Origin of the sequence: Micromonospora foliorum (assembly GCF_022229015.1) — a bacterium.
Classification (GTDB): domain Bacteria; phylum Actinomycetota; class Actinomycetes; order Mycobacteriales; family Micromonosporaceae; genus Micromonospora; species Micromonospora foliorum.
Genome location: NZ_JAKKFF010000312.1, coordinates 1 through 4,660, shown reverse-complemented (window position 1 = coordinate 4,660; position 4,660 = coordinate 1). Strand labels below are relative to the sequence as shown.

Annotated in this window: 4 protein-coding genes and 1 pseudogene; 1 reads left to right on the top strand and 4 read right to left on the bottom strand. The window is 75.0% G+C overall.

All coding sequences use genetic code 11. The features are described 5' to 3' along the window. The 3 genes and pseudogenes from PSH25_RS22170 to PSH25_RS22160 all read right to left on the bottom strand — a co-directional run. Positions 1-1,425: pseudogene (locus PSH25_RS22170) on the bottom strand (permease); the annotation flags it as partial. A gap of 7 nt (positions 1,426-1,432) precedes the next feature. Next, on the bottom strand, positions 1,433-2,155 hold the full coding sequence (locus tag PSH25_RS22165) for an ABC transporter ATP-binding protein (RefSeq protein WP_238660901.1): 723 nt from the start codon (positions 2,153-2,155) through the stop codon (positions 1,433-1,435). Next, complete coding sequence (locus PSH25_RS22160) at positions 2,152-3,084, bottom strand: ABC transporter ATP-binding protein (protein WP_238660900.1); 933 nt, start codon at positions 3,082-3,084, stop codon at positions 2,152-2,154. Before PSH25_RS22160 ends, PSH25_RS22165 begins: the two co-directional genes overlap by 4 nt. Positions 3,085-3,327: 243 nt before the next feature. On the opposite strand from PSH25_RS22160, the gene PSH25_RS22155 reads away from it, so the two are divergent. After that, a complete protein-coding gene (locus PSH25_RS22155; protein WP_238660899.1) occupies positions 3,328-4,320 on the top strand; it encodes an NAD-dependent epimerase/dehydratase family protein in 993 nt (330 codons plus the stop codon). 36 nt (positions 4,321-4,356) lie between these two features. Here PSH25_RS22155 and PSH25_RS22150 read toward each other — a convergent pair. After that, positions 4,357-4,660 (bottom strand): universal stress protein (locus PSH25_RS22150; RefSeq protein ID WP_238660898.1); only part of this gene is annotated, 304 nt, incomplete at its 5' end.

The following is a 4,660-nucleotide window of genomic DNA, read 5'->3' as shown; positions in this document are numbered from 1 at the left end:
GCGCAGGGGGGGCGGCGCGGGCAGCCGGACCGGGTGGGGGGGGGGGCTGGGGGGGGTTGGGTGTGCGTACAGCTGCCACCATCCGGCGGCGGCGAACGCCGCGAGCATCAGGTCCGCGCCGGATCGGGCCAGCAGTTCACGGCGGGTGCGCTGGTCGCCGGCTGCCGGGACGGGCCGGATCGCCAGGACGGTGAGGACGGCGGCGAGCACCAGCGCGCCGCCGGCGACCGCGAGGACCTGGGCGCCGACGATGGCCGGCCGGACGGTCAGGCCGGCGCCGTCCAGTGGCGGCAGGTGGGTCAAGCCGGCGTGCAGGGCCGACGAGGCCGGTATCGCGAGCGCGGCGGCGACGGCGGCGACGAGTCCGGCTTCGAGTGTCGCGGTGGCGGCGAGTTGGCGACGGCTGACGCCCAGGGCGGATCGCAGGGCGGTCTCGTCGGCACGGATGCCCGTGGTCAGCCGGCCGGCGAGGACGAGTGCCGTCGCGGCCAGGACACCGCCGAGAACGGCGATGGCGAGTACGACGGCGGCGGTGACGTGCCGTTGGTCGTCGGCGGCCCGCAGGGTCAGCGGCAGTTCGGAGGAGACACGTGCGAGTTGGACGCGGTCGCCGAGGGTGCCCTCCAGCCGGCGGTCGGCACCGCGGACCGCCCCGGCCACGGTCTCCAGGTCGTGGCGGTTGGGGTGGGACAGGTCCGGATGGGCGGTGACCTCCAGCCGGTCGACGGTGGCACCGGTGGTGACCAGGTCGGCGAGGTCGACGAGGAACGGGCCGTAGGCGTTGACCGGCTGCAGGAAGCGGCCGTCCCGGTAGCCGGTGGCGGAGCCGGCCGCGGCCAGCGGGTCGCGGTCCCAGCCGCGCCCCGGCAGCGGGCGTACGACGCCGACGACGGTCACGTCGACGGCCGGGACGGGCGCGTGGGCCAGTTCGGCGCCGAGGTGCACCCGGCGACCGGGGGTGAGGCCGAGCAGTTGTGCGGTGGACTCCAGCAGCACCGCGTCGCCGGGGTCCTGTGGCCAGCGCCCGGTGACCAGCTCGCTCCGGGCCGGCAGGTCGTCCAGCCCCGACAGGTACGCCTGGGCCGGGACGGTGGTGCCCTTGGCGAGCCCGGGCGGCAGCGCCCGCAGCACTGTCGACGCCCGCGCGGTCGTCGTCACCGGAAACGGTGCGAGCGTGGAGGCCACCACGGTGCGGGTGTCGGCGGCGACGGACGACGTGTTCCGGCCCTCGACGGCGCCGGTGTAGACGGTCACGTCGACGGCGGCGGGGGCGGCGCGGGCCATGGCGACCTCCAGCGCCCGTTCGGCGGTGCGGGTGACCAGCAGGGTGCAGGTACCCAGCAGGGTCGCGCCGATCGTGACGACCCCGAGGAGGGCTGCCAGCAACGGCCACTGCGCGCGGGCGCGCCGGCTGACCAGCCTCATCGTCGCGTCACCCGGCGTCCGGCGCGGGCGCGTACGGCTGCCCGGCCGCCTGTTCGTCGAGGTGCCCGTCGTGGATGCGGATCACCCGGTCGGCCAGGGCCATCATCACCGCGTCGTGCGTCGACACCAGTACGGTGACGCCTTCGGACTCCACTATCCCGCGCAGCAGGGCCATCACCGACAGGCCGGTCTCGGCGTCCAGTTGCCCGGTGGGCTCGTCGGCGAGCAGAAGCTGCGGCGAGGCGGCCAGCGCGCGGGCGATCGCCACCCGCTGCTGCTGGCCGCCGGACAGCTCGGCCGGCCGCTGCCGGGCGTGGTCGGCCAGGCCGATCAGCTCCAGCAGCAACTCGACCCGCCGCTCGCGCTCGGTCGGGGCGACGCGGGCCATCCGCAGCGGGGCCGCGACGTTTTCCGCGGCCGACAGCACCGGGATCAACCCGAAGCTCTGGAAGACGTACGACACCTTCTCGCGCCGCAGTCGGGACAGGCCGTCCTCGTCGAGCGCGGTGACGTCGGTGCCGTCGACGTGCACGGTGCCGGCGTCCGGGCGGTCCAGGCCGCCGATGACGTTGAGCAGGGTGGTCTTGCCCGAGCCGGACCGGCCGACGAGCGCCACCATCGAACCGGCGGCCACGTCGAACGACACGCCGCGCAGGGCGTGTACGACGGTCGGCCCGCTGCGGAAGCGCCGGTGTACGCCGCGCAAGCTGAGCAGGGGCTCGCTGCTCATTCGCCGCTTCCCGAGTCGGGGCGGATCGTGATGTGGTCGGGTTCCAGGGCCAGCCGGACCCGTCGGGTCAGCGCCAGCGCCTGGCGGAACTCGCGGGGCACCTGGACCCGCCCGGCCCGGTCCATCACGGCGTACTCCTCGGCGATCATGTGCGTGTCGCCCTCCGCGTCGGTGGTGGTGCGGCGCAGCACCTCGCTGCTGGTGCGCCCATCCCGGATCGCGACGGTCCGTTCGACCTGGCCGCTGACCTCCGGGTCGTGGGTCACCACGACGACGGTGACGCCGTACCGCCGGTTGACGTCCCGCAGCACGCCGAAGACCTCCGCGGACGTGGCGGCGTCCAGCTCGCCGGTCGGTTCGTCGGCGAGCAGGACCCGCGGCTGGTTGGCCAGCGCCACCGCGATCGCGACCCGCATCTGCTGCCCGCCGGAGAGTTGCCCGGGGCGCCGGTCGGCGCAGTCGGCGACACCGAGGCTGTCCAGCAGCTCGGCCGCGCGCTCCCGGCGCTCCTCCTTCGCGGTCCGGGCCGCGGTCATCGGCAGGTCCACCATCTCCCGTGCGGTCAGGTAGGGGATCAGGTTGCTCGCGGTCTGCTGCCGGACGAACCCGACGGTGTGCCGCCGGTAGTCGACCCGGTCCGCGCGGGACATCGCCAGCAGATTCCACCGGTCGACCCGGACCCGCCCGGCGGTGGGGGCGTCGATGCCGGCCAGGATGGAGAGCAGCGTCGACTTGCCCGACCCGGAGGCACCGACGACGGCGACCAGCTCACCGCTCTCTACGGCCAGGTCCAGTCCCTGCAGTGCCTGCACCTCGATCGAACCGGTCTGGTAGATCCGCACCAGGTTCTCGCAGACGATGAGCGCGTCCCGGCCGAACTCGGGTGCCCGCGCGGATGGCTGCGGCAGGGACAGCGGTCTGCTGGGCATTCCCTACTCCGTCCGGGTCGTGCGCCTCGATTGCCCGTGCTGACGCAGGTTGAAGCAGTTTCGCAACCGGCGGCTCCGTTGACCATGCCCTGGGCGGCTTTCCTGCATGCTGGGCGAGGGTCCGCTGGTGAACGAGCCGACCGGCATCTCCCCACCACCGGCCCCCGGGGTTCTGCCACGGGCAGATCCGCTGCGGGTGAACAGGGGTGTCCTCCGCCGGTCCGGGCCGGCAGGGTGCAGCACATGAGACTGTTGGTGCTGGGCGGTACGGGCTTCGTGGGCGGGGCCACGGTCACCGAGGCGGTGCGCCGCGGCTGGTCGGTGACCGTGTTCAACCGGGGGCTGCACGGCGTGGTGCCGCCCGGCGTACACCGGTTGCGGGGTGACCGCACCGCGCCGGACGGCCTGGCGGCGCTGGCCGGCGGCGAGTGGGACGTCGCGGTGGACACCTGGGACGGTGCGCCGCGGGCCGCCGGCGACGCCGCCCGCGCCCTGGTCGACGCGGTCGGCCACTACGTGTACGTGTCCAGCGGGTCGGTCTACACCGACCACGCCGCGGCGGGGTTGCATGAGGACTCCCCGGTGGCGGACGCCGACCCGGGCTCCGTCGACGGCGACTACCCGCAGCTCAAGGCGGGTGCCGAGGGTGCCGTGCGGGAGGTGTTCGGTCAGCGCGCGCTGGTCGCCCGGGCCGGCCTGATCCTGGGTCCGGGCGAGGACATCGGCCGGCTGCCCTGGTGGCTACGGCGCATCGAGCGGGGCGGGGACGTGCTCGCTCCCGGCCCGGCCGACCTGCCGGTGCAGTACGTCGACGTCCGCGACCTGGCGGGGTGGATGCTGACTGCGGGCGCCCGGCGGTTGGGCGGCACGTTCAACGCGATCGGTCGTCCGGCGCAGACCACGATGGGCGAGCTGCTCGACGCGTGCGTGGCCGCCACCGGCGCCGACGCCCGGCTGCGCTGGACCGATCCGGCGTCGATCCTCGCCGCCGGCGTGCAGCCGTGGAGCGACCTGCCGATCTGGCTGCCGCGCGGCCACCCGTACCGGGGGTTGTTGGAACAGGACGTGACCCGGGCCCTCGCCGCCGGGTTGACCTGCCGGCCGGTGGCCGAGACCGTCGGGGACACCTGGCGCTGGCTCCGGGAGGTGGGTGCGGTTCCGCCACGCGCCGGGCGACCGCAGCGCAGTTCGATCGGGCTGGACCCGACCCTGGAGGCCGCCGTGCTCGCCGCCTGACGCCGCCGCCGCCGTCGCCGAAGCGGCGCGTCGTGGTCAGCGTTCCCGGACCACCGCGACGGGGCAGTTGGCGTGTTGGATGACCTGTTGGCTGACCGAGCCCAGCAGCATGCCGGCGAGCCCGCCCCGGCCCCGACTGCCGACCACGACCAGCCGCGCGTCCCGACTCGCCTCGATCAGCATCGCGGCCGGGCTGGTCGACACCAGGTCGACGGTCACGGCCAGCCCGGGGAATGTGCGCCGCCACGGCTTTAGCGACTGCTCCACGGCGGCCCGCTCGTCGGGCACCCCGGCCGCCCCGCCCGGGCCCGGTGTCCAGGCGTGCAGCACGCGCAGCGGC

Coding starts and splice junctions, on each gene's coding strand:
- PSH25_RS22165 (WP_238660901.1), bottom strand. CDS start 2,155: ATGAGCAGCGAGCCCCTGCTCAGCTTGCGCGGCGTACACCGGCGCTTC.
- PSH25_RS22160 (WP_238660900.1), bottom strand. CDS start 3,084: ATGCCCAGCAGACCGCTGTCCCTGCCGCAGCCATCCGCGCGGGCACCC.
- PSH25_RS22155 (WP_238660899.1), top strand. CDS start 3,328: ATGAGACTGTTGGTGCTGGGCGGTACGGGCTTCGTGGGCGGGGCCACG.